General features: G+C 40.1%; 20 protein-coding genes. 10 read left to right on the top strand and 10 right to left on the bottom strand.

Going from position 1 to position 26,958, the window contains the following annotated elements; all coding sequences use genetic code 11:
* Positions 1-92: 92 nt before the first annotated feature.
* Complete coding sequence (locus H5114_RS15715) at positions 93-1,052, bottom strand: LysR family transcriptional regulator (RefSeq protein WP_182723424.1); 960 nt, start codon at positions 1,050-1,052, stop codon at positions 93-95.
* Between the two features lie 489 nt (positions 1,053-1,541).
* Between H5114_RS15715 and H5114_RS15710 the strand changes: the two genes are divergently transcribed.
* From H5114_RS15710 to nrfD, 4 genes are all read left to right on the top strand, one after another.
* Positions 1,542-2,006: a hypothetical protein gene (locus H5114_RS15710; RefSeq protein WP_182698618.1), complete on the top strand. Its 465-nt coding sequence runs from the start codon at positions 1,542-1,544 to the stop codon at positions 2,004-2,006.
* Between the two features lie 75 nt (positions 2,007-2,081).
* Positions 2,082-2,546, top strand: coding sequence for a cytochrome c3 family protein (locus H5114_RS15705; protein ID WP_182723423.1), 465 nt, complete (start codon positions 2,082-2,084; stop codon positions 2,544-2,546).
* A gap of 2 nt (positions 2,547-2,548) precedes the next feature.
* A complete protein-coding gene (locus tag H5114_RS15700) occupies positions 2,549-3,235 on the top strand; it encodes a 4Fe-4S dicluster domain-containing protein (RefSeq protein WP_182723422.1) in 687 nt (228 codons plus the stop codon).
* Positions 3,232-4,173, top strand: a complete 942-nt coding sequence (gene nrfD, locus H5114_RS15695; protein WP_182698616.1) for an NrfD/PsrC family molybdoenzyme membrane anchor subunit — start codon at positions 3,232-3,234, stop codon at positions 4,171-4,173. Before H5114_RS15700 ends, nrfD begins: the two co-directional genes overlap by 4 nt.
* A gap of 252 nt (positions 4,174-4,425) precedes the next feature.
* Here nrfD and H5114_RS15690 read toward each other — a convergent pair whose 3' ends face one another.
* The 6 genes from H5114_RS15690 to H5114_RS15665 form a co-directional block, all read right to left on the bottom strand.
* A complete protein-coding gene (locus tag H5114_RS15690) occupies positions 4,426-5,106 on the bottom strand; it encodes a Fe2+-dependent dioxygenase (RefSeq protein WP_182723421.1) in 681 nt (226 codons plus the stop codon).
* A gap of 14 nt (positions 5,107-5,120) precedes the next feature.
* Positions 5,121-7,451, bottom strand: coding sequence for a TonB-dependent receptor (locus H5114_RS15685; RefSeq protein ID WP_404948361.1), 2,331 nt, complete (start codon positions 7,449-7,451; stop codon positions 5,121-5,123).
* Between the two features lie 212 nt (positions 7,452-7,663).
* A complete protein-coding gene (locus H5114_RS15680; protein WP_124017366.1) occupies positions 7,664-8,050 on the bottom strand; it encodes a VOC family protein in 387 nt (128 codons plus the stop codon).
* A 185-nt stretch (positions 8,051-8,235) separates the two neighbouring features.
* Positions 8,236-10,305, bottom strand: a complete 2,070-nt coding sequence (locus H5114_RS15675) for a PhoX family phosphatase (protein ID WP_124017365.1) — start codon at positions 10,303-10,305, stop codon at positions 8,236-8,238.
* A 227-nt stretch (positions 10,306-10,532) separates the two neighbouring features.
* A complete protein-coding gene (locus H5114_RS15670; RefSeq protein ID WP_182723419.1) occupies positions 10,533-11,789 on the bottom strand; it encodes a DEAD/DEAH box helicase in 1,257 nt (418 codons plus the stop codon).
* Positions 11,790-12,250: 461 nt separating this feature from the next.
* A complete protein-coding gene (locus tag H5114_RS15665; RefSeq protein WP_182723418.1) occupies positions 12,251-12,736 on the bottom strand; it encodes a GNAT family N-acetyltransferase in 486 nt (161 codons plus the stop codon).
* Positions 12,737-13,049: 313 nt separating this feature from the next.
* Between H5114_RS15665 and H5114_RS15660 the strand changes: the two genes are divergently transcribed.
* Complete coding sequence (locus H5114_RS15660; protein ID WP_124017362.1) at positions 13,050-13,490, top strand: DUF3429 domain-containing protein; 441 nt, start codon at positions 13,050-13,052, stop codon at positions 13,488-13,490.
* Positions 13,491-13,570: 80 nt separating this feature from the next.
* On the opposite strand, the gene H5114_RS15655 is transcribed toward H5114_RS15660, so the two are convergent.
* The gene (locus H5114_RS15655) at positions 13,571-16,618 is read right to left on the bottom strand and encodes a transglycosylase domain-containing protein (protein WP_182723417.1); all 3,048 of its coding nucleotides are present in this window, start codon (positions 16,616-16,618) and stop codon (positions 13,571-13,573) included.
* A 267-nt stretch (positions 16,619-16,885) separates the two neighbouring features.
* Between H5114_RS15655 and H5114_RS15650 the strand changes: the two genes are divergently transcribed.
* The 3 genes from H5114_RS15650 (at position 16,886) to H5114_RS15640 (ending at position 19,737) form a co-directional block, all read left to right on the top strand.
* On the top strand, positions 16,886-17,734 hold the full coding sequence (locus H5114_RS15650; RefSeq protein WP_182698611.1) for a DUF72 domain-containing protein: 849 nt from the start codon (positions 16,886-16,888) through the stop codon (positions 17,732-17,734).
* Positions 17,735-17,866: 132 nt separating this feature from the next.
* On the top strand, positions 17,867-18,748 hold the full coding sequence (gene rluF, locus H5114_RS15645) for a 23S rRNA pseudouridine(2604) synthase RluF (RefSeq protein ID WP_124017359.1): 882 nt from the start codon (positions 17,867-17,869) through the stop codon (positions 18,746-18,748).
* A gap of 356 nt (positions 18,749-19,104) precedes the next feature.
* Complete coding sequence (locus tag H5114_RS15640) at positions 19,105-19,737, top strand: response regulator transcription factor (RefSeq protein ID WP_124017358.1); 633 nt, start codon at positions 19,105-19,107, stop codon at positions 19,735-19,737.
* A gap of 218 nt (positions 19,738-19,955) precedes the next feature.
* Here H5114_RS15640 and H5114_RS15635 read toward each other — a convergent pair whose 3' ends face one another.
* Positions 19,956-20,558, bottom strand: a complete 603-nt coding sequence (locus H5114_RS15635; RefSeq protein ID WP_182723416.1) for a hypothetical protein — start codon at positions 20,556-20,558, stop codon at positions 19,956-19,958.
* A 520-nt stretch (positions 20,559-21,078) separates the two neighbouring features.
* Here H5114_RS15635 and H5114_RS15630 point away from each other — a divergent pair.
* Entirely contained in the window at positions 21,079-24,489 is a 3,411-nt protein-coding gene (locus tag H5114_RS15630; protein WP_182723415.1) for a PAS domain S-box protein, read from the top strand.
* Positions 24,490-24,637: 148 nt separating this feature from the next.
* Here H5114_RS15630 and pyrC read toward each other — a convergent pair whose 3' ends face one another.
* Entirely contained in the window at positions 24,638-25,675 is a 1,038-nt protein-coding gene (gene pyrC / locus H5114_RS15625) for a dihydroorotase (RefSeq protein ID WP_182723414.1), read from the bottom strand.
* Between the two features lie 289 nt (positions 25,676-25,964).
* On the opposite strand from pyrC, the gene H5114_RS15620 reads away from it, so the two are divergent.
* Entirely contained in the window at positions 25,965-26,870 is a 906-nt protein-coding gene (locus H5114_RS15620; RefSeq protein WP_259395311.1) for a WD40 repeat domain-containing protein, read from the top strand.
* Positions 26,871-26,958: the final 88 nt, after the last annotated feature.

Raw genomic sequence — 26,958 nt, 5'->3', positions numbered from 1 at the left:
TACTAAGGTCTAGATACAACACCCAAGTTCATATCAAAACATATATTTATAATGCTCATATAACTAAAACAACATCTGTATAGACTTTATTGTTAAACAAGCTCACTGGTTAACTCGCGTATCTGCTGTTTTAACCAAGTAGCATCTTCATTATCTGCATTGGGATGCGTCACCAATACTAACTTTAATGGTTCTACAACGTTAAAAAGACGATTCACTTCGTATTCAGATATCTGACAAGCATGTAAACCTGACTCCTCATCTACCATGTCGTAAACGGCCTTGTAAGGTGTTAATGCCAACGACTTACAATCAGAAAGGTAATCAAATAAAGAAGATACATTTGTAATAGTCATTTCAGTTTCAAGAGGTAGATTGTTGAGTTGACAATACTCTTGAAACGGATTGATTATTGGCGCTTGGGCTCCCATAAGCGTATTGATGTATGGATACTCGGCAATACTTTCTAAAGTGATTTCTTGCTTTAAAATGCGATGATTTTTACAACTTAACAAGTACTGTGACCCCATTTCGGCAAGCACTTCAACGTGTAACTTTTGATCAAAGCAATGAATTTCCTCAGGGCTTTTACAGCCACACAAGACAATACTATTAGGGTCGTTAGAAACGCTTTCTAGAGCATGTTTATCCCAATTGTTCACATTGATATGAATATCTTTATGATGCTCTTTAATTGAATGCATTAATGCACGTGGGTAAGCATGAGCAATCATTCCTGGCATCACTAATTCAAAATGTCGACTATGTGGCAATGAGGTACTATTCAGCCGATTGAAGTTTTTAGCACAGTCCACAATTTCTTTTGCAATAGGATAGATCCTCCCTGCATAATCGTTCGGTACCAATCCATATTTACGTCTAATAAAAAGCTCATCACCGAATAGCAATCTTGCTGAATGTAAACAACGACTAATCTTTGATGCTGGTACATCCAGTATTCTAGACACATGAGTAGCCGATTTGTTTTCGTACAAACTTACTAATATAGAAAGTGTTAATAAGTCTAATTTATCTAAGTCAATCTTCTTCATCACAGATACTCCCTTAGAGGTATTTAACATATCATATTATCGATTTATATAATATTTCATAACTTTATTTTAAGTATTTGATGATTACTTAATCCAGATCATAAAAATCAGTTATCAAAAACAACTCATTTTACAAAAACACTTTAAAGAGGGAATAGCTTAAGTATGATTACTACCGAGGTGACGATTAAGCTTGCACAAAAATTATAAAGAAAAATGTCAAAATGAGCATTTCAACTTCTGCAATATTCAATTCAGCATTTTAAAAAACTCTATTGTAAACTTAAATATTAATATAGTTAAATAAATACTTTTCTTAATTTAACATGCGAAAAATAACAATAAGATCCAAATCATAACTACAATCAAATAAATAATAATCACCTCACTTAATTGATTACGATCAATTAAAAATGAAAATACAAGGATAGTATTAATCGTACGTCGACGACGTACAGTTAATAAAACAATAAGTGTTTGGAGGTTGGTATGTTCACTTCAGTCTTTTTAAGTTATGTATTTATATACTCAGTTTTATTTATCGTTGTTCCATTTATATTAGTTGTTTTCATTATGACTTGTATAAAGTTCTTCAAAACTAATACAGAGGACCACACAGTTAAATTTAAAAAAATGCTTTTTGATACTCAAAGTTTTGACTTTTTAAAATCACTAAAAACCATGATTGGCGAAAAATATGACGTTTGTTGTAACGTTCCAATCGATACCGTGTTTGAAATGGATTCACAAACTGCTGCCGAAAATCATACACGACTCGATTATGTCGTCATTGACCATGATTCGTCAGAAGTGAAGTTAGTTATCTCTGATTTTAGTAATCAAGATGATGCTAACTCAAAAAGTTTGTTCGAAAAATTCAACATTAAATTAGTTGAAATGGCTCGAGGCAAACCTTGTGACATGCAAATGTTAAAACTATCCCTACCTGTATGAAGACCTTATCGGGTGACGACAAGCTGTTTTCACTCGATATTTTATCTTTTTAAATTCTGATCGCGAGGATTCATTATGTCCGTGAATAAATGGCTATTGCCACTCGGCATAGGATTGCTATCACTGTTTCTTAGCCAAGGCGCTCTCAGCGATGAACTTACTGGCAAAATTAACAATGATTCATGCATGAAATGCCATAAACGAAATGGAGCAATGCAGGGATATCATAGCCATGACTCATTAAAAATGAGTTGTAGCTCTTGCCATGGTGAAAAAGGCAATCATCCTAGAAAACCTAATGATTTGATGATGTTTTCTTCGGACAATGACATCCCTGTTACGGCTAAAAATGCTGTATGCCTTAAATGTCATACGCCAACAAAGTTAGCTGACGCAGAATGGACACACAACGTACATGCGCAAAAAACCAGCTGTACATCTTGTCATCAATTGCATCCTAAATTAGATCCGATGTTGGGGTTAAGTGCCTCAGATCGCAGCAATAAATGCCAAAATTGTCACTCGGTGCGAGGTAAGTAATCATGGAAAACTCAAGAAGGCATTTTCTTAAAAGCACCTGTGCATTGGTTGCAGGCGTGTCGGTATATCCACTCAGTGGCAAAAATGCCAATGCAGAAATGGAAGCCGATATAAACAACATAAAGTACGCTTTGTTACATGATGAAACCAAATGCATTGGCTGTAATGCCTGTGTTGAAGCATGTCGAGAAGTGAATCATGTCCCCGAAGGCGTTACACGACTAAGCATTGAAAGAACTGGACCATTTGGAGAATACCCAAATCAATTTTATCATTTCTCTCGACATTCTTGCGAACATTGCGAAGAGGCACCCTGCGTTTCTGTTTGTCCCACCGGTGCCGCCTTTATTAATAAAGAAACCGGTATTGTTGCAGTCAATGCAGATAAATGTGTCGGTTGCCAATACTGTATTGCAGCCTGCCCTTATGAAGTACGCTTTATTAATCCTGTGACTAAAGCTGCCGACAAATGTGATTTTTGCCGCGAAACGAATCTCAAACAGGGTAAACAACCTGCCTGTGTAGAAATATGTCCGACAAAAGCATTAGTGTTTGGCAATCTTAAAGATCCCGAGTCCGAACTGGTTGCACTATTGAAGGCTAATCCGACTGAGCGCTTTAAGCAACGTTTAGGTACCCGGCCTAAAATATTTCGCATTAAAGCGAAACTAGGGGAGATTATATTATGAGTGCTTTTCATTTTGATACCTTGGTTTGGCACTGGCCCATTGCAATATACCTCTTTTTAGCGGGGGTATCCGCAGGCGCCATGTTCTTCTCTGTTTTATTGAAACATTTTTGCCTAAAGGATAAAGCACATCAGTCTGGATTTATTATCGCTGCGTGTATTATTGCGGCAATTTCCGTGGTAGCAGGCTTGGGGGTGTTGGTATTAGATTTAACCAAACCTTTGGACTTTTGGAAGATCCTAGTGTTTTACAACCCTACATCGGTAATGTCGATGGGTGTGCTTATATTAATGCTTTATCAAGTATTTATGTATGCCTGGATTGTAATTACATTCAGAAAAATCATTGATGATTTTTGTGAACAACGTTTTCCGATTGTTTGTAAGCTAACACGCATTATCGCGCATTATGAAGCAGGTATAACCGGCTTACTGGTTATCTTCTGTGTATCGTTAGGTGCCTATACCGGCTTTTTATTATCCGCTCAACCTCACTTCCCTATGTGGAATACTGGCGTGTTACCTTTGCTGTTTTTGGTTTCAGGCTTATCTTCAGGTGCTGCGGCAACGTTATTAGGTGGTGTGTTACTCAAAGGCAACCCCAATGGTGCAGAAGTTCGTTTCATTCATAAAATAGAGATCCCACTGATTTTAGGCGAGATACTACTTATGTTCACCTTCTTCCTGGGTTTAGTCTTCAGTGGTGGCCAAAGCAAGGTGGCGGCATTCAATGCTGTCGGAGTAGGTTTTTGGGGCTTTATATTTTGGTTTGGGATTATGGGATTAGGATTATCGGCCCCATTAGCGATGAACTTATTTATGACCGCCACTTCAAAACGCAAGTTTGCCTATGTTGCCGGAACCGCATGTTTAAGCTTATTGGGGGTTATATTGTTGCGTAACTTCATCCTTTACACTGGTCAAATGGTAGTAAACTAGTCGCACTCTTAACGGTGATAGCACGCATTAGCAACCGTACTGTCACCGTATATCTAACAGAGACTAACTCGCTTGGCGTTACACCTATTTCATCACTTGCCATTACCGCCTAACTATTTTCGACCAAGTGAACATCAGCAATCATTAGAACAAAGTGATTAAAACAGCGTCGTTCAAACTCAGTCATATAAGCTAAGTCATTTAAGCTTCGCAATACTCCCTACCCCTTAGATCCGATATGAGTATTTTCAATTACAGCTGAGTAAATTGTCTAATTAAATTATGATACACATTATGCAAGTTATCTAATTCAGCACGATCGGTATGTTCAGCTTTAATCAAATTTTGAATGCTTTGATCGAGCTGATACAAGGTTTGACGTAAAGTCACATCGGCAACCATACTTTGCATCCATGTAATAGCTGCAATCCGCTGCCCTCGAGTTACCGCAGTCACTTTATGCAAACTACTCGACGGATATACTACAGCGTATCCTGCCGGTAATTTAATGTGTTGCTGGCCAAATTCGGTGGCAATAACTAACTCACCACCGTCATACTCTTCGGGTTCACTCAAAAATACCGTCATTGAGACATCACTGCGGATGACTTCTGCGGTATTAGGGATCCGCATAATGGCTGCATCAACATGATAGCCATACTCTTCGGTTTCGCTATAACGATTAAAGCACGGCGGAAATATCTTGTGCGGTAACGCCGCCGATACAATTTTAGGCGTTTCGCCAATACGCGCCAGTAGCTGATTAGCGAGTTGGCGCACATTAGCGTGTTGTGCATCTGCTTGATTGTTATTTTTAACCGACGCCGCCATCCCCATTGCGGTTTTACGACCGTCGCCCCACGGACATTCAGCCAATTGCTGACGATAAGCGCTGACGTCCTGTTTCGAGAGAATTTGTTCAATAACAATCATGCAAACACCTTTAATTAAAACTCATATGTCATCGATAATTTAGCATTACGGGCATCACCTAAGTACATAAATGAGCCAGAACGATAAGCTGCAGTCCAGTATTCTTCATTGAGTATGTTGCCCACGTTTATACGGAAAGTTAAATCCTCGGAGGCATTGTAACTGGCAAATAAATCAACTACTTGATAGTTAGGTACTACAATACTGTAACGGCTATTGTCGCTATCATATCCTGCAGCAGTGTCTGGTTGTCCACCATACATTTCACTTTGATAAGTGTAACTACCACCAAATACGAATGACTCTGTTAGCTCATAACGCAGCTGTAAATAAGCGCTTTCGTCTGCAAAATTACTCAGTACTAAACCAATGTTAGCTGGATTGTAAGACTCTAAAATTTCTGAATCCATTTTAGCTGCCGAGAATTGTATGCTGAGTTTGTCAGTAATATTGCCGACCATACCAAACTCGATACCTTTAACGCGGTTTTTACCTGTATTAAGTGTCCCCAAAGTTGAGTAGCTGTCGCCAACACTTTCCATTACATCACTTTTCGTGATTTGGAAAATCGATGCCGAAAACATCATTTTGTCGTCGAACAACATCCACTTGGTACCAAGCTCCAAGTTTTCAACCAATTCAGCGTCAGCTTCAGTTGCCTGATCTGGCGTACCACAAATACCACCATAACCACAGTTAGCCCCTAAGTCAGACTCCCCGCCATTGATGTTTGTAGCAGTACTGTAATTAGCGTAAATATTAGCATCTTCAGATAAGTCATAAACTAAGCCAATATTACCGTTGTACATGGTATCTGAATAGGCATAATCCACTTCGCCACCACGACCCGTTGTGTCGTTACTGTAATCAAAGCTGTCTTGTCTAAAACCAAAGAACAAGGCTAGCTGATCGGTTAATTCGACCGTATCCATTACGTATGCCGATACGGTTTCGATGTCGTATACAGCATCTGAGCCACCATCAACATAGCTGCGATTCATTAATTGGCCAATATTATCGACAGCATTTCCGTTAGCATCAATAATACAATATGACTCTGATACGCCACCGCGACCATTGGTTAAACAATTACCCTGATTGTTGTTGGTGATGCTATATACGCCGTTGTCGACATTTTCATCTGTATATTCAAGGCCAAATACTAACTTGTGATTAAAACCAAGTGCTTGGGTATTCCAAAATAGATTGAACTGAGTACTGACATAATCAACATCTTGATTACCTTGATGAGTACTCAACGTTAGAGTGCTAGCACCTGGTGCTGTTGGATCGGTAGCTGCACGCGTCGAGCCGCCCATACCTGTTGTAATGTAGCCGTTTTCGGTATGACCAACACGTGTCGCATTGTACAAAGTAATGCTGTCATTTAACTCATATTCGGTACGTAAGGTGAACGTGGATACTTTTGAATTTAAAAAGTCACCATCTTGAGCGTACACAGGAATATCTTTAATCGGCTCACGGGTTTCACGATCAAAATAACTGCCTAAATCTGGTACATCTTTCGCGTCTAGGTAGTAACCGTCGGCAGTAAATGACAATGCATCGGTGGCTTCGTACACACCTGATAACTGCACACCTTGACGTTCGCTCGTAATACCTTCGCGACCGGGCTTGTCTTCTTCAGCCGTTAATCCGTTAAGTCGCACTGCCACTTTTTCAGATATCGGTAAGTTATAGTCAACCGTTAAACGAGTATGATCGTCAGTGCCAACACCAAGATCGACGCGGCCAAAATCGTAAGCTACTGAGGCTTTTTTAGTCACACTGTTAATGGCACCGCCTGATGAACCACGGCCAGCAAATGTTGAACTAGGACCTTTGGTTATTTCAACACGCTCGGTAGCAAAACTTTCACGAGTGGTCATGCCAGGATCGCGTAGTCCATCAACAAACACGTCACTACGAGCTTCGTGGCCACGAATAATATAGCGATCACCGAACGCATTACCGTTTTCACCGGTACCTAGGGTCACACCGGCTTGGGCTGACAAAATGTCTTTTAAATCAGTATTACCTGACTCTTGAATTTGATCTTGAGTTAACACGGTAATCACTTGCGGCGTATCGACAAGTGCAGCCATCCGACGTTTATCGGCAGAGTTATTAAACATGTAAACCGAGTTTTGCACGCCATGAACACGAATTCGCTCTATAGATTCGTCCGTTTGCGCTGGTTTACATTTCGCCAATATATCCTTATCGCAAGTTTCATTTTTAGTATCTGCAGCATATAGCGCTGGGCTACTGAATACTAATGCTGCAGCTACCGCTTGAGCACCTAATGATAACTTACTGTAATTATTAGACTTCATGTTTAACATCATCCTGTTATTAATAAGCATTAACTAAATTTCATTTATGTGCTGCACTTTACATAAATGAAACAAAGATCGCAAATACAAATCATTATCATTTATGTAAATATTCGTGCGGAGTGCAATTTAATTAACAAAATATAGAAATAAACACACAGGTAGGCGTTATTAGTAACCGTTTGAATACCGCTCAGAAAGAGCGGCCTGGTCGAAATAAGTTAACTGACTTGATAAAGCTCTAACGGAAGTCCATCTGGATCGCTAAAAAAGGTATATTGTTTGCCGGTATATTCGTCAATACGTACAGGCTCAACCGAAATATTATTCTGCTGCAAATGAGTAACTACAACATCGATGTCATCAACTTTGAACGCTAAATGGCGCAAACCTTGAGCCTCTGGATAACTGGGTCTTGGCGGTGCGCCATTAAATGAAAACAGCTCAATTTGACTGCCATCGGGCAAACTTAAATCGAGTTTGTAAGAATCACGTGCTTGGCGATAATGTTCCGCAATAACTTTTAAGCCTAATATTTGGCTGTAAAACGCTTTTGAGCGTGGGTAATCGGCACAAATAATCGCGACGTGATGAATTCCATTTAGCATGGTTGTCCTTATAAACCTATTCTTTAAAAAACCTTTTAAACTAAACACTTAATGAAATGAATTATCAATAGTATAAAGGTAAAAAAATCCTGATAGCATAAGTCTATCAGGATTTTTATCTACTTGAAAAGTAGTCAGAAATCAGTCTAAATCTAATCGATTATCTTTAACGATAATCACTCAGACTAGATACCCACTTCACCACCATCGTTTTTACGGATCATCACAGTTGCCGCACGCGGACGCACTGTAATCCCTGCAGGTGTTATCTCGTCAGCTTTGTCTGAATATGGCCAGTTGCCAGGATGCTGAATATTAGCAAATACCGTTTTATAATCTGGCGTAATCGCAAAACCAGTAACCTCACAGCCATTAGGACCAACAAAGAAACGCTTAAGCTGAGTTTGGTTGTCTGCGGTCAACACTTGTTGTTTACCATCGGCATCAAGCATGCTTGATGGCACAATTGCCAACATTTGATCGTTGGTTTCTTCGGTGACTTCCGAGGCTCCATTATCAGTTTGTACCCACAAAATACCGCGCTGGTCGAACGATAAACCATCTGGGCTAGCAAACTGGTTTAAATCCGTTAAGCCAGATAAGTTGGTCTCGGCATCACCATCAGCTGGTGAACCAAACACAAAGATATCCCAAGTAAACTCTGTTGCAGTCTCACCATCATCCCAACGGATAATATGACCAAAGTTGTTATTTAATCGTGGGTTAGCAGGGTTAGTGCTGTCGGTACGTTTACTGTTGTTCGTTAAGGTTAAATATACAGTACCAGTAAATGGGTCTACGGTTGTCCACTCTGGACGATCCATTGGTGTTGCGCCCACTAAGTCTGCTGCGCCAGCTGTATTGATGATAATGGCTTCGAGTGAATCAAAGCTGTCTGCAAGAGTTTTGCCGTCAGTCGTCATGCCATCTAATGTCAATGGTAACCATTCACCGATGCCATCTTCACTGAACTTAGCTGCATATAAAGTCCCAGCATTCATGTATTTGTCGCCTACAGTTAGGCGATTAGTGCTATTTGCATCTGCAGGATCCCATGGAGCATCAGAAACAAACTTATACAAATATTCAAAACGTGAATCGTGGCCTGAATAAAATGAGATTGGTTTGCCTTCTTCAAGCTTACCAAACACACAACCTTCATGGCGGAAGCGACCTAATGCAGTGCGCTTAATCGCACGAGAATTGGGATTGTATGGATCAATTTCAACAATATAACCATAACCATTGGCTTCGTTACGATAATCGTTTGTGGCACTTGAACCTGTTGGCGTTATATCAAAACGAGAAAATTCATCTAAACGTTCCTCGTCATCACCAGCTAAATGGGTCCAACCATAACGAGTATCAGATGTTGAAATACCAATGCGGGTTTGATCTTCCGTTAAGGTGCCGTTATTAACAAAATAACCAGGCCAGTTTTCTTCACACGTTAAGTAAGTTCCCCAAGGCGTATAACCATTACCACAGTTATTTAACGTACCGCGCGTTTGGCTACCATCTGGTGAATAGCGGGTTTCAAGGTATGAGCTGTACGCTAATGGCCCTGCTATATCCATCACAGTTGCTGCAGTAAAACGGCGATTGTGGCGGTCATTTTCAACCACTTGCCAAATACCGCTAACTAATTTAATTCGTACAACAGAAACACCATGAGCATTGATTTCTTTACGTATTTCATCAATTACTGTGCGTTTGCCATCAGTGCTATACGTCGGACCATTTGGATGTAGAGCATCTTCATCTATGTATTCGTGGTTGATACACAATAAACCATCATCTGCGGCATCGTTAAGCGGAAAGAAATGCATGCCATCATGGTGCATCCCGACTGAGTTTTCTTGATCTACCGCGGTATTGCTGCCATCGGCTTTCCAGGCTGCGGCTTTGGTATTTAACGGCGTTCCCCAAGGTGCTAATACATAAGCTGAATACCCTGCAGGAATTGCTACTGCATCAGTTTTAGAACCCGCAATAGACTCAAAACCTAATACTGCTGAGCTTTTAAGCGGTGGAGTTGGCGTAACTGGTGCGGTAGGCGTTGTTGGCGTTTCTGCTGCGGAATTATTATCAGAACCACAAGCACTTAACCCGAACCCACCAAACGCAGTCATCGCACTAAGGCCTAAACCACGCTTAACAAAATTACGACGCGATAAATGATTTTCCATCACTTCATTGAAAGGTGTATTTTTGCTGTTGTTAAAACGAGTTGGATCAAATGTCGCCTTGCTCATAAATAGTCCTTAGATATGCTCTGAAAATAACTGATTAAATGTAGGTATAATTATTTGTCAGTTAAGATAAGCGTCTAATGTGACAACAAGGTACAAACTGGATGACAAAAATGTGGCAATAAAAAGACAATCACCACATCGCCAAATGTGATGATTTTCAGATACTCATTTTAATATTAAATAGGCGGCTAAATAACACATCACGATCCAGCGAATAAAATAGATTTTTAACGCTTTTTACCGTGAGATGCTGCCAACGCCTTTTTACGCGCTTGTTGTTTTAATGAAGACTTAGTGGTTTTACGGGTTAGCGGAGCAATCACATCAAGATCAGGCTCAAATCCCGCCAACCATTGTTGTGGTAAACGTCGATCTAAAAAGACTTCAAGTTTGATCAATAACGGTTCGTCATCAACACTGAGTAAAGTAATGGCTTGCCCAGGCTTACCTGCTCTGCCCGTTCGGCCGATACGGTGGACATAATCTTCAACTTGAAACGGCAATTCCATATTAACTACATAATTTAATTCGTTAATATCGAGTCCTCTGGCCGCAACATCAGTGGCAACTAACGCGGTGACATCGCCGGCTTTAAAGGCGGCCAATACTTGCTCGCGCACCGCTTGTGATAAGTCTGCGTGAAATGCTTCTGCTGCAACTCCCGCTTGTTTCATTTGCTTTACCAGTGCGTCGGTGCCTTGTTTGGTGCGACAAAATATTAAACTTTGTTGCCAACCTTCTTGGGCAATTAAATGACACAAGATGGCGCACTTTCGTTTGGCATCAACATTAAATACTCGCTCAACAATACCGCTGGCTGTAACATTGCGTTGGGCCACTTCAATCACTTGTGGCGATCGTAATAAACGGCGACTAAAACTGAGCATACGGTCATCTAACGTGGCTGAAAACAACAGAGTTTGCCGGGCACTTGGTAAACGCTTAAGTACTTCGACTATTTCATCTTTAAAACCCATGTCCAACATGCGATCAGCTTCATCAAATACTAAGTGAGTTAACTGCGACAACGACAATGCGCGCTTTCGTAATAAGTCCAATAAACGTCCTGGTGTTGCCACTAAAATATCAGTACCTGCAGCTAACTGTTGTATTTGCGCACCAATACTCACCCCGCCATAAACCATCACACAGCCAATATCACTGCCTTTAGCATATTGCTCGATACTCGACTGAACCTGTTGGGCCAGTTCACGCGTTGGTACTAACACTAAACAGCTAATGACGGCCTTGGTATTGGGGGGTTCTGGTGTTGTTGGTACTGTGCGCTTGCTTAAAATGTGGTGCAGTAAAGGCAAAGCAAAAGCGGCCGTTTTCCCCGTACCAGTTTGTGCCCCCGCCATCACATCTTTACCGCTTAAAATAATCGGAATAGCACGTAACTGGATCGGTGTAGGCTGCTGATAATTAAGCTCAACTAAACGATCGATCAAGATGGGATGTAGCGACAAATCTGCAAAAGACATAAAAACTCCAAACAGGTGGATGCGCAGTTTATCACGCTCATTCTGGTGAAAACAAAGGCTCTATGTTTTGATTATATGGATTGTGGTTAATGAAACTAGCCGTTTGATACGATGCTAAACACATCTTCAGTACAATGAACCTATTGTGACAGAAAATACTGAGTGAAATGAATCTGACATATACAGCTGAAGACATTAAAATAATCAGCAGCTTTATTCATTACAACGATGTTTTCACTAAATGTTGCAATGAGCTCGCGAAACGTTAAACTTCTTGCTAATGAGCGGTATTTTCAAGCCTGCCAAGCAAACTGAACTGGTTAACAATGTAGCATCTAAAATCAATGACACTGATGCAACAGAGACTAAAACATCTCAGGCTGAAAATACTGCCAAAAAGCATGCTAATAAGTGGCAGTTGAAGCGGTGGATCAGGTGATAAGTATTAAACTGCTAGCATATTAAACATTACCACGCCTAAATAAACGTAAATTATCTTTGCTAATTAGCTTGGGATATTGGGCGGTGACGTCGAAAAATCCATTTGAATACGCTAGTGCTAGTGACGCTTGGTTTTGCTTATCGATGTAAGCAAATACAGGGGTCGATATAAATTGCTTTAAAAACATTTCTAACGCTTTGGTAGCAATACCTTGGCCCCAATATTCACGGCCAATCCAATAGCCAACTAAACGCATTTGAGGATCAGATTTTGCTGCCGGGTCAGTATTAATCCATGATAGAACATTACCCACTAGCACATCATCTAGCCAAATACCTTGGGCGGTGGCTTTCTCATTGGCCAATATTTTTTGCTGCCAATGTGCATTAAAAGCCTTGCGTTTACGCGCTGGAAAATCAGCCATTTTATTCGCAATAGGGTCGTTCTCAAATTCAAACAATATATCTAAATCTGCTTCAGTAATGGGATGAAGAGAAATATTCATTTCGGGTTCGCCTTTTCTATGTTGTGTCACCAAGATCATTTATATTATAGATAACCTCAACTCTGAATAAGAGATGGGATAAATCGTTAAAAAACGGTTTTATTTCAAGTTTGTAATAACAAACTGGCCGCGTATTGCACTAACAAGGCATATTGACACATCAATAACTTGCCTATTATAAGTCGATACAGGGTAGATAGTGGCTCAAAGGGTAATTTGATAACCGTTTATTATCCAGCGCTGAGGTTATGTTTATTCATCGACGCACTATGACGATGAGTTGTCGTATCAACATGCATTTAAGGAACACAGGATGAACAGCATTAAAACATGGCAATGGTTAGGCTTTGCAGGCCTATTACCTTTTATTATTCTCAGTGTATTGGCATTCAATCATAGCCTATTAGCACCCGAAATGACTATGTTAGGGTTTGTTAGCTATAGTGCTGTAATTTTAAGCTTTGTTGCCGGTACACTTTGGGGCAAGGCAGTCATATTAACCTTAGATGACAATATAGCCAAATTACTGATTATTAGTAACATAATCGCTCTTGGATGCTGGATTGCACTATTAACCCCCTTTGTATTGTCCGCACTTATTCTGCTCGTCAGTGGTTATCTGTACTTACTTTATGTTGAATTTAAAGCTAAACAATTATCAACCACCACCAGCTATATCACATTACGCACAATATTAACCAGTGTCGCGGTAGTATGTCATATTGTGGTGATGCTGAGCCTCTTTAGTGTTTAATGCCATTGAATTAATTAAAAAGCTCATGCTTAATCGCATGAGCTTTTTTCTAGCTGACTCAAAGACACCTTATAAACCCACTATAAGCCAGTTTGACACTGCTCAGTTTGATTTATCATTGGCGCTAAAATAGGCATCATACCTTTAAGCACTTGTAATGGCAGTGCGGAAGTAAAGCTGAAATCGTCGGCTTTCTCTCCTGGCACAAACGCCGTTAGAGTTCCGAAATGATGATCGCCCAAATAAAACACAAATGTCGCAGTACGGTTTATTGCCGTTGAAGACACTTTACGACCATTACGAATTTCAGTCGCAATACGGTTATCACCTGTCCCGGTTTTACCGCCCATAACCACAGGTTGGCCGTTGTTATCTAGCAAGCTGCCTTTAAGCCTTCTGGCAGTTCCATTTTCAACCACATTAGCCAACGCCCGTTTAAGGGCGCGAGCGACTTCTTGATGCATCACTCTGGATACTGTTTGCTTGTTATTAGCCAATGTCACTTCATAGGGTGTATTTTCTGCAAACTGTAATTGGTCAATTCTCACAGTGGGATAACGATAGCCATCATTTTGAATAATACCCATTAGCTCCGCCAAGGCTGCAGGCCTATCACCGGAACTCCCTAAAGCCGAGCCTAATGATGGCACCATATAATCAAATGGATAACCCATTCTCACCCAGCGCTGATGAATACTTAAAAATGCTTCGACTTCTAGCATCACTTGAATTCGAACATCACGTGCATTTTGATGACGAGTTCTAAACAACCAACGATACACTTCTTGTAATTGTGGCTGCGCGTCATCTAATACTTGAGTCAATTCGGTTTGTGGGTAGTCATTTAAATAACGTAACACCCACAGCTCCAATGGATGAACCCGAGCAATATAACCTTGATCAGCTAAATTAAACTTTTCTTCGCCGTACTTGCTGTATAACAGATTAATTTGTTTATCGGTAAATTTTTGGCTCGGTAAACGCTCAGTTAAAAAGGCTGTTAACTCACGGACCCCGTCATAGGGTTTTAAATAACGATAAACGGCAGTTAGCTTTTGTTCCTGTTGCTGAATACCATCAAAAAACATATCAAGACGCTGTTCTGGCGTTAAGTGACGATACTTACGATAAAAACGTTTTACAAACGAACTGCCTTCCCGTTTAGCAAATGCTTTGAGGTATTCTTCTCGACGAGGATCTTTATCATTACGCAGTAACTGTGACACACTGCCTTCACTGTTATAACTACTGCTGTAATTAACAATATCTTGCATTAAGCGCACAAAGGGTAAGTTTATCGACTCTTGTAACGCTTGATATAAGGTTGGTACGCGGCTGTCTTCTTTCTTATTAAAATTGTTAAACACATGCAAACCGCCACCAGTGAAGAATCGTTCTTCTGGTGAGGCCGAATATTCGCGCTCAAGAGCGGCATCTAACATCCGGGTTAAATTACGGTCACGGGTAGTAATTAAATAATCGACCACCCAACGGGTAATTTTGTCTTTGCGCTCCACATCCACTTGGCGTAAATCAACCACTGTCATGGCTGAAAATCGCTGTTGTAACTCTGCAATTATATCTAAATATGTGGCTAGTACTCGCAGTTTCGCTGTCGAACCTAACTCTAATTTACTGCCCTCATTAATATCAAACGGCTGATCAATGCTGTCGGTTTGAATGCGGACGCGATTAGCACTATCGGTGCTTTCATATAAAGTAAAACTGTAGAGCACTTTGTCTAACTGCGGTACCGACAGTAGACGTTCTCCCAATAATCCTATGCGCTGTGCATTTGGCTCAAAAGCTAAGCTGCGTAAGTAATCACTAACTTGCTGCTGTAAGTCACCATGAAATGTACTCTTAATCGATAAGTCGTAGCGATCAAGATCAAACAAACTTAAGTCGAGCATGCCCGCGGTGCGGATTCTTACTGCATTAACCCCTTTATTGCTAGGCAAGTTAGTGACTGCCAACTTACTATTATTAAATGTTAGTTTTTGCTCAAGAGCAGACACCATCAATTGCGTTTCAATCAAGCCATCGCCACCCAATAAACGCAAATAACTGTCTACAAGCGACTCTAAATCATCATGACCTTGGCGTAAGTAATATGACGGCCGACGTTGAGCGATCATCAGCGCCACAATTTGACGAAACACCTCGCCACGCTGAGCACCATTTTGTGGTGTATGACGGCTCAATAGTAATTGGTTGGCCTGATTAAAATCAGTTTTAAACCAAGCCCATAAACCATCCCCAATACCATGGACTTCACCAAAACCGGGAGCCGATGATAATGGTACTGTGTTGAGATAATCTTGTACTATGCGATGCCGAGCGCCAACGGTGCTCTCGCCTTGCTGATACACTCGTACAATGGCCGAACCAATTTGCAATAATTTGTCTTTAATACTTAAGGTTAAGCCATGATTTGAATGCCTAAATTTTTCAATTTGGGTGGCTAAGGTACTACCACCAGCTTTAGACATATCAGCACCAAAAATATCCGCAACCTGGCTTGCTGCAGCCAACACAAATCGAGGCCAATCAACGACAGGATTATAGTTAGCTTCAGGGCTTAACATTTCTCGATTTTCAATAAACAACAAAGTGTTAACCACTTGATCTGGAATTTTATCTTGATCTCGATAAACACGTTTAGGGTACAAGAAGTCGAATACCGTCATGTCACGACAATCTTTTATACTTAACCCTGATTGGGCTTTTTCATGATACGGCGGGAAAAAACCTTTTTGGGTATAATCCATCAACATCGGCGAAAACGCGACTTGCTGAGTAATTTGGTAATTGCGCTCAATTAATCGAGCAATTTTCTTCGGTAATTGACTGTAACCATGGCGCTCATCAAACGGACCATATTGCGGATAGATGACCGCATCACTGCGATAATCTCGGGTTTTGTAGGTTAACTTACTGGCATATTGGTGCAAAAAATAAGATTGATAATACGATGTTCTTACCTCAAACTCGACCAAATAAGCGGTTGCTAATAATAACACTATCAACAGCCAACCCGCTTTACTGCGACGAACCGGTAGCGGTTTGGCGGGAGACGTTTTGGGCCGATAATTGTCAAACTGACTGTCTGTATTTGGACTAGACACGAACTCTCCATCTAACGCATAAGATCACAATAACGCACCATTTTATTTGTCGTTGATATGTTAAACACATCGCGGATGTATATTGTGTTAATTTTATCAGATGGGTAAAGCCATTAGATATAGACAAAATAACTAAATATTGTTTTTTAAACGTTTATTACCACAATATCGCTGTTTTGGCACAAGAAGCATTTATCAAGTCTAAGGATTGTTTTGGATAACAACATATCGCACACACAGTATCCTCCATTGCGACTAGGTTTGGCCATGTGGTCACAAAATCAGTGGCAACAAACTATCTACGGTAATAGCCAAGCTCACCGGCTAGCACGCTATGCAGAAATATTTAATAGTGTCGAAGGCAACACCACTTTTTATGCCATACCATCGTTACAAAACGTGCAAAATTGGTACGCAGCAACCCATGACAATTTTAGTTTTACCTTTAAACTGCCCAAGCAGATTACGCACGAATTACAGCTACAACATACAGGTCCTGCCTTGAAACATTTTTTCAACGTCATGGAACCTCTGATTACTCGCACTGGGATATGGAAAATCCAACTTCCCGCCAGCTTTGGGCCGCAATCGTTACCGCAATTAGCACAATTTTTAACTCAAGTTCCTCAAGGGTTAACTTATGGCGTAGAGGTACGTAACAGTGCTTTTTTTGCCAAAGGAGAAGCGGAACAAGCATTAAACCGTTTGCTTATCACCCATCATTGTAATCGAATTATTATGGACACTCGGCCGGTTTTTGCCGCCGCACCAACTACACCTGCCGTCATTGATGCTCATAAAAAAAAGCCCCGAGTACCTGTACACGCTATTGCTACCGCCAACAATCCAGTGGTGCGCTTTATTGGTCACCCACAAGATGAAGCCAACGTACATTTTTTCCAAAACTGGCTTAAACAGTTACCACTTTGGATAGCTCAAGGTAAGCAGCCTTATTTGTTTGTCCACACTCCAGATAATCATGCGGCACCGCAACTTGCGGTAGATTTATACCGCTTACTCCAACAGCAACTAACACACAGTGCATCGCCGCTGCCAGATATCAATTTATTACCGCAGCATCAGCACAGCACAACGCAAATGGGCTTTGATTTGTAACATTCACTTTTATCCAACACCAACAGCATACTAAGGCACAAATAGCGGTGAACAGAATATTGTATTTTATGATATTATTTGCGCCGATCTAGCTTAGCCATACCGCCCGTTTATATTGTTAAAGGAACCACTATGAGTGAATCTGCAACCCGTCTAAATAAGTACATTAGTGAGAGTGGTATTTGCTCACGTCGTGAAGCAGACCGCTATATTGAACAAGGTAATGTATTTATCAATGGTAAGCGTGCCAAAATTGGTGACGGTGTCGAATTCGGCGATAAAGTAAAAGTGAATGGCCATGATATCGCCCCTCGAGATGAAGCGGACTTAGTGTTTATTGCACTCAACAAACCTGTGGGTATTGTGAGCACTACTGAAAACTCCGAGCGTGATAACATTGTCGATTTTGTTAACCACAGCGAACGTGTATTTCCAATTGGTCGTTTAGACAAAGATTCGCAAGGATTAATTTTTCTTACCAGCAATGGTGATTTAGTTAATAAAATCCTCCGAGCCGGTAATAATCACGACAAAGAATATGTGGTCACCGTTAATAAGCCTATCACAGAAGCCTTCTTACAAGGAATGCGAGCGGGTGTGCCCATGCTAGGGGTCATCACTAAAAAGTGCAAAGTTGAACAAGTTTCAACATTTGTATTTAAAATTATATTAGTCCAAGGCCTTAATCGTCAGATCCGCAGGATGTGTGAACACTTCAACTTTGAAGTCACTAAACTTGAACGCCAATCGATTATGAACGTGTCGCTTAAAGGGTTGCCAGTGGGAGAATGGCGCGATTTAGATGAGCAAGAGCTCAGTACCTTAATGAAATTAATTGAGCATTCCTCGTCAGAGGTCAAAAACGCCCCAAAAAAAGCCAAGAAAAAGCCCACCCAAAGCTTACGAGATAAAATTGAAGGCCCTGAGCATTTTATGCAAAATAGAGGAGCTAAGCCTAAAAAGCCGACAGCAAACAAAGGTAAAGTTAGCCACTCAAGAAAACCGAAACGCTAAACTCAAGGGCTTGCAAAACTCACATTTACTACAGCATAAATGACATATCACTTAAGATATCTTCAGTCTGTAAATTAATCATTTTACAGTATTCAAAGAGGTTGTAATGCTGTAGAATTGAGATTGTACCAAATTTAAAAAAGCCAGTTTTATATAAAAAACAATTAATATAAGCACTTAGTGTTTGATTATGTATTTATAGAGATAAACATTTGATATGCATAATGTTGATCAAAATTAATACAGAATGGTTTTTTTATTTATGTTAGATATGCTAGAATTTTACCCGCTTTATTACGATAAAGACTGATAGATGACAGCAACAGGACGCTGTGTTTTTAAACAAGGAATGTGACATGTTCAACAATAACCTTCTAATTGTAGATTTCCCTGTCCTTCTTCATGGGCAATTTCAGCACCTTGCGAATCTGATCCAATTTAACTTAATTCCGACTAGTGCTAGTGATGCATTATCAGAATTATCCAACGCGTCTAGTCTGGAAAATGACACCAATATTATGGTTCATTATCTTGAAAATCCATTACAAGATATTGGCTATTTATGCGTCGAATTATTTAAAAATGATTTGCATATCGCATTTTGTCCTGCATTAAATGCGGAATTAGAAGTCATTCTTATTTCATCAGGATTTCATGGTGCAATCAGTGTCGATGACGATATAGCCCACCAAATACAAAGTATCAAAAAAGTACAAGATGGAGAAATCAGCTTCCATCCCAAAGCGGTATCCAAATATATCTTGCAAAGAAAGCGTATTCCATCATCAGGTAATCGCGCCAAAATACTTGCGGTCACCACCAAAAAAGAACAACAAGTCTTGTCACTCATACTGCATGGATTAACCAACGAAGAAATGGCCAAAGAGCTCAACATTTCGGTTAACACAGTCAAAATGCACGTCCAAAATATTTATAAAAAGACCAAGATTAAAAACCGCGGCCAATTATTTGCCTTCGCTGCTGGTTAGCTTTTTATAAATACTCAATAATATCAGCCTCATTGTATGAAAACCCCCATAGGTTCCGCTTATGGGGATTATCTATTTAGCCGCGACCCTATCTAGCTTAATCATATTGCCTTGTTTATCTTTAATGCTACTAACAGCAATAATGATAAAATCGATAAGTGATCAAACGCAAAAGAACCCACATACAAACATTAGACAATAGATCTACACTATCAGTTTTACTGCTCGTCTTCTTCCGCTTGCATGCGCTCAACATCTTGCTTGGTATAACCCATGGCTTCGGTTATATAACACATCTTCACCAGCTGAAACATTTGCACAAAAGAGCTAACCCGCCCAGCGTGCATTTGTACATTTAATAATGCCATAGTGGCACCTACTTCATCGCCGGGGGACACTGTAGCACTCAATTCAGATAACGACTGGTTATTAGCAGAGACCTCATCAATGAGGCTATTATATTCTGTGACGTTTTCTGGCGTATAACAGGTAGAGGTTTCAGGTAATTGCGATAGAAACTGCTGATACTCTTTGACAAACAACCTAGCCTGCACCAACGTCTGCTCAACGAGTGCTTGTAATTCTTGCACCTTGCCACTTTGGAATACAGCCGACGCATTGCCAGAATCCATGAGCTGATTAAACTCTTGCATCAAGACTAGCTGCTTATCGGATAGCACTTTTGCATCTTGTGCTATGGGTTTGGTTTTAGCTTCAAATGCATCAATAGCAGCTTGGTTACTAGCCAATGCAGCAAAACTCATTGTGGTAATGGCAGTAGTAATAGCCACCAGTAAGCTGGCTTTTTTCATCATATTCATCGATAACATCCTGTTAGTTGTTCGTTAAATAAGCCATTAAAATCGGTCCATTACAGCACTTAAAGTACAACATTAACCTGCTGTGAATGGTATAGCTGTAAGTTATAATTTATCTACCAATCACGGTTCATCGTAATAAAAGCTTTTGACATTAAAGCTGACTAACCCGGTAGCTCATAGAAACCAAATATCAATGCAACGGTGCCAAGTACAAGCAATGGAATGGCCAAAAGCAAAATCGCCGCGTTGAGTTGGTGATACGCTCTGACAATAAATAACCGACATATAAACCTTACATAGTAAACAATTGTAAGTTCCCCCAAAAAGGTAGCCTTGGCTACCTTTTTGCTCTTTGTATTTCTCATCCATTGATAAAATACATTTATAGACATTATTACTCAGCATATTAATACGGTGCAGACACACGTTAGGAAAGATAATCATATTAAGTAGATATTTTTTTTATTGGTAGATTTGGACTAAAGTAAAACAAGGCAATGCGATTTTGTGCGGAGAAGCAATGGATAGTTTTTTCAGTTTGATGAGCAACGCCGTGTTATTACTGGCTCTTGTGGTTATTTATGATGCAATTACGCTACAAAACATCGTTTCCCCAAAATATAAAGATGTCTTAAGTGGCATTTTTATCGGCATGATTACGGTGAGTTTAATGATCAATCCTTGGGAATTTCGTCAAGGAATTTTTTTTGATGCTCGCTGGATTTTATTGAGTTTAAGTGGTCTGTTTTTTGGTTTTATTCCGACATTGATTGGCTCTTTACTCGCTGCATGGTTTCGTATTTATCAAGGTGGTGCGGGGGTATTTGCTGGTACATTAATTATTTTCATCAGTTCTGCCATTGGCTTAGGTTGGCGATACTGGATTCAATCATCAAACAAGCAGATAAACTGGAAAAACTTACTACTAATGAGCCTGGTAGTAGAATTAGCCGCGTTATTCAATGTATTATTAATACCTGTTGCAGATAAATACGACATCATCCTCACTATCAGCCCTACCATACTTACAGTGTATACCTGTGGCTCCATGCTATTAGGATTACTGTTAAAACAGCATCAGCAAAGACAGCAATTAGCACAAGAACTGCAGCATAATAAATCCCTTCTTGAAACCGAAAAAAACCTATTACAAAGTATCATTGATGGCATTCCCGATATTATTTTCTATAAATCGATCGATGGGATCTATTTAGGCTGTAATAAAGCATTTGCTGAACTATTAAAACTCAAACCTGAACAAATTAAATATCATAAAGATAGTGACCTCTTTGATGAGCAACAAACAAATAAGTTTATCGAAGCAGACCGTTTTGTTTTACAGAAAAAACAACCATGGAGAAATGAAGAATGGATTACAACATCTGATGGTATTGCACACATATTTAGCACCCAGAAAACACCTTTTACAGACTCATTAGGACACATTAACGGCATTGTTGGGGTTGGACGAGATCTCGCCTATCGAAAACACATTGAAAAACAATTACGTCGCAGTGAAACAACTTACCGCAACATTATTAGTACTGCCCAAGATGGCTTTTTAATCACCTCACTTGAAGGCAATATCATTGAAGCAAATCAAAGCTTTGTAAATATGACCGGTTACAGCATGAAAGAGCTAATAAACATGCCCATTAACCAAATTGAAACCAGTAACCAGCATCAATTTTCTGATGAAAATATCGACAGAGCTAAGCGAAAAAAACGTTTACACTTCACTTCGCTTCATCGACATAAACAAGGCCATTTATTTCATGTTGAGGTGAATATTAGCTTTTGGGATAGTGATGAAGGAATGTTTTTCTGTTTTGTTAGAGACATATCAGAACGTATTAATGCCGAACAAAAGCTATTACGCAGTGAATCTAAATTCAGACAAATTTTTGAAAAAATCCCCGCAATATCCGTCCAAGGCTATGATAAAGATCGCTCGGTCATTTTTTGGAATCATGCCAGTGAAAAACTGTATGGCTATACCAAAGAACAGGCCATGGGTAAAAAACTAGAAGATCTCATTATTCCTCTGCCATATCGGGAGCATGTGATAAATAATGTTAACGCGTGGATAAATGATGGTATCCCGATCCCTGCGGAAGAATTACTTCTAAGGCATGCTGATGGCAGCAATGTTGCCGTTTATTCATCTCATGCATTAATGAACAATGCCGACAACGAAGCAGAAATGTACTGCATCGATATCGATTTAAGCGCCCAAAAAAAGGCAGAAGAACAAGCTCTCACTCTGTCACAAGCAATAGAGCAAAGCCCCATATCAATGATATTAACTAATATCGACAGCAAAATTGAATATGTTAATAGTGCATTTGAAAGGATTTCAGGCTATAGCGCCAGTGACGTTATTGGTCAGGATGCCAGTATATTGAAGTCAGGATTAACCCCTAAGTCACTTTATAAGGAATTATGGGATACCATTTCTAGAGGGGATGCGTGGCAAGGTGAACTGCAAAATAAAAAGAAAAATGGCGATATTTTTTGGGAACACGCACATATCGCACCTATTTTTGATAACGTTGGCGTCGCTAAACATTATTTAGCTCTAAAACAGGATGTGACTCAATATAAGCTGCAAGAAGAGCGAATAATTCAACAGGCTCACTACGATAGCTTAACAGGCTTGCCCAACAGACTACTCTCACTCGAGAGATTATCGCAAATGCTCAAAGATGCGTTTCGAAGCCAAAATAATGTCGCGGTATTATTTTTAGATTTAGACGATTTTAAAAAAGTGAATGATTCCTTGGGCCACTCTATTGGTGATGAACTATTAGTCCAAGCCGCTGCTCGATTAAAAAACACGATCTCAAATAATGATCTCGTAGGTAGGTTAGGCGGCGATGAGTTTATCATTATATTGGGCAATATTAACTCGCCCGCTGAAGTTGAAGTTATTGCCACTAAAATGCTCAAACGATTTTACCAACCTTTTGTGCTCAACAATCGTGAGTTAGTGTCTACCGTCAGTATTGGTATAGCTCTTTATCCGCATAACAGCGAAGATCCTAAAGAGCTACTTAGACAGGCAGATTCTGCCATGTATTATTCAAAGGACCGCGGTAGAAATACCTATAATTTCTATACCCACCAAATGGACCAGGATATAAATCGACGTCTAAGAGTTGAAGAGCAATTACGTAATGCTCTAAAACGAAAAGAATTCGAGGTTTACTTTCAGCCACTTGTAGAAATAAAAAGTCGTAAAATTATTGGTGCTGAGGCGCTTTTACGCTGGAAAAATGCATTACTCGGCCAAGTAACACCAGATGAATTCATTCCTATTGCGGAACAAACCGGACTGATCATCCCTATCGGTCAATATGTTATTGATATTGCATTTAATGCCACGAAAAAATGGCAGCAACAGTTTCAGCCTCAATTTAAAATTGCGATCAATGTTTCCCCTAAGCAATTTAGGGAAAATACCTTTATTGATATGCTTAAAATGCAGCTTGAGAAACACCAGATCCACGTCAGTTGTGTAGAACTTGAAATCACCGAAGGAGTATTACTTAATGGTGACCCGATTATCAATAGTAACTTAACCAGCATAAATGATATTGGTGTCAGCATCTCGATGGATGATTTTGGTACTGAATATTCGTCACTCAGTTATCTGCGTAGTTATCCGTTTGACACCTTAAAAGTAGATAAAAGCTTTATTAATGATATTACCGTTGACCCTGGCGATCTAGAACTTGTCGGGGCAGCGATCGCCATGGGACATGGACTTAACTTAAAGGTTGTTGCTGAAGGTATAGAAACTGAAGAACAGTATCATCTGCTACGTTCATTAAAATGTGATTATGGTCAGGGTTACTTATTCAGTAAGCCATTACCTAGAGCTGAATTTGAGGAACTGCTACAAACACAGGTAAAATCAGCTGATCAATAACATGTTTAATCATGCAAAAATCAAAAATACCTGTCAGCTCGCTGACAGGCATTAATAATTCGATTCGACAATTAAGCTATTTTCACTTAACTACTCACGATAATAAACAGCATGCTGCGTTAATTACCTGGCTAGCTTAGTGATTAAATTAAGCGGTTTTCACTTTCCAATTGACCGTTTGACCAGCAAAAAATGGCACGATAGGGCTACCGTTAGGTAAAATAATCTCTTCTGGTACTGTCCATTCTTGTTTGACTAACGTTACGGTACCTGTATTACGTGGCAAACCATAAAAGTCTGCGCCATGTAAGCTGGCAAAACCTTCGAGCTTATCTAAGACACCCAAGTTATCAAATACTTGTGCATATAGCTCTAACGCACTCCAGGCACTGTAACAGCCTGCGCAGCCACAAGCTGACTCTTTGCGGTGTTTTTCATGTGGCGCTGAATCGGTACCTAAAAAGAATTTACTTGAACCAGTCGCCACTGCAGCTTGCAATGCATGCTGGTGAATGTTGCGCTTTAATACGGGTAAGCAAAAGTTATGCGGACGAATACCACCTACTAACATATCGTTACGGTTTAACAATAAATGCTGTGGTGTAATGGTTGCGGCAACATTAGCAGAAGCATCGGCAACAAATTCAGCCGCCTCTTTTGTAGTGATATGCTCAAACACGACTTTAAGGCTAGGAATAGCTTCGACAATACGCGATAAGTAGCGATCGATAAATAACTTTTCACGATCAAAAATATCAATATGCGATTCGGTCACTTCGCCATGCACCAGTAATAACATACCTTGCTGCGCCATCACCTCAAATATTGGGAATAACTCATCTAATGCTTTAACTGCGGCATCGGAGTTGGTTGTCGCCCCAGCAGGGTATAATTTGCAAGCTACAACACCTGCCGCTTTCGCATCAATAATGTCTTGAGCGCTGGTATTATTGGTTAAAAATAGCGTCATTAATGGCTTAAAGTCACTTCCACTTGGACGAGCGGCTAAGATACGCTCCTTATAAGCCATAGCCATAGCAGCTGTCGTTACTGGTGGAACTAAATTCGGCATCACAATGGCGCGTTTAAATAATCTAGCTGTAGCCGGAACCGTCTCACCTAACATGTCCCCATCTCGAAAATGAAGATGCCAATCGTCGGGAGCGGTTAAGGTAATGTGCGTCATGTGGGTTCCTTGGCTTAAATAACATATTGTTAGCTGTTATTGTGCCTGAATTCGGATTTTCTTAATAGATGCATAATTTGAACGCAGACTTTTCTATATCAAAAAATCAGCCTATGCTGACGAATAGATCTAGGAATATGTCGCTATGCTATTATGTTAAAAGGACGTTTTTTATAAAGAGATGACATTGTTAACTAATATCGGATCAAAATTCCTGCTTAATACATGCCTTATTATCGCCAGTATCATGGCGATAATAGCGATTTCTGGCTGCGACAAAATGGTGGTAATGAAAACGCCTGATCATCTGCAGCGGCTGGTTAATGAGACGCTCATTGATGGCGTACTATCAAGCGATGCCAGCATAGCGGTGACATTAAGCAGAAGCCGTACATTATCGATATGGCAAGTTGCGACTGGCAAATTATTGCAGCAATGGTCTGACGATGACTTTGATGAAACCAATTACCTCGTGGCGTTGTCAGCGAATAAACATTACCTTGCGACGGCCAGTAAACACCAAATATCTATCTTTAACCTTAACACAGGAAAGTTAGACATACGTTGGTTCGCTCAGGGTTTCAATCCTGATGCCAGTATTTCGAGCCTTGCTCTGAGCCAAACAGGCAGTACTATTTTGGTGGGGATGAATGATGGCTCAATTACTGTGATCCAAAGGAGCAGCATGACAATGTCATTATTTAAACAACATAGCGCTGCCGTTAATCATGTTGAGCTATCCAATTTTGAACAACAAGTACTATCGACTGGGATTGATGGCGATGCACACATTTGGGCCACGTATAGCGGTGAATTAATAAGCAGCTTTTCTCGCCCGCAGCAGATCACTAGCGTGAGTTTTGATGAAGCCAATCGACGCTTGTTCATTGCCGATGCCCTCGACAATAATGTCATTATCGATACTCAAACCACGCAACCCATTAGCCAACTTGATTACCTTGAACGTTACCGCTATTTTCGACAGGCGTTGTTCATTAACCATGGTAAAAACCTAATTACTGCGACCTCAAAACAAAGTGTTATCTATTGGGATGCCGACTCAGGAAAAGAGCTTTCTCATTGGGACATTACCGCTTATAACGCTGGTACAACCGTATTTTCAATGGTGCTACAAACCAATGGAAAATTATTAACCCTAAGCTCAGACGGCGCGCTTGAAACCTGGAGTTTATGAGTGAGTATTGACTTGGAATTATCAATAATAAGTAGCAATCATAAGTAGCAATATTGTGGTTGTTTTGGCTAGCACTATGATGCAATAA

It is taken from the genome of Shewanella sp. SR43-8 (assembly GCF_014163775.1).
Classification (GTDB): domain Bacteria; phylum Pseudomonadota; class Gammaproteobacteria; order Enterobacterales; family Shewanellaceae; genus Shewanella; species Shewanella vesiculosa.
The sequence above is the reverse complement of the archived record's forward strand: the minus strand, read 5'-3'. Positions and strand labels throughout refer to the sequence as shown.